Annotated in this window: 2 tRNA genes; both read right to left on the bottom strand. The window is 58.1% G+C overall.

Annotated features, from left to right (window positions below):
• Positions 1-11 precede the first annotated feature (11 nt).
• Positions 12-87, bottom strand: a tRNA-Val gene (locus tag JYB63_RS23140).
• Positions 88-144: 57 nt separating this feature from the next.
• Positions 145-221, bottom strand: a tRNA-Asp gene (locus tag JYB63_RS23135).
• Between the last annotated feature and the right edge of the window lie 46 nt (positions 222-267).

Here is a 267-nt window from a genome sequence, read left to right as displayed (position 1 = left end):
GCTCCGTTTAGTGGTGGGCGTGGAGAGGCTCGAACTCCCGACATTCGCCTTGTAAGGGCGACGCTCTCCCAACTGAGCTACACGCCCACTAAACAAAGTTGAAGGCTTTAGACTCCCCTTCAGGAGTTGCCGCTTCAAAGGAAGTGGCGGAACGGACGGGACTCGAACCCGCGACCCCCTGCGTGACAGGCAGGTATTCTAACCAACTGAACTACCGCTCCGTTTAGTGGTGGGCGTGGAGAGGCTCGAACTCCCGACATTCGCCTT

The sequence above is a fragment of the Aliamphritea spongicola genome, from assembly GCF_017051665.1.
Classification (GTDB): Bacteria; Pseudomonadota; Gammaproteobacteria; order Pseudomonadales; family Balneatricaceae; genus Amphritea; species Amphritea spongicola.
This window is presented reverse-complemented; position numbering and strand designations above follow the sequence as displayed.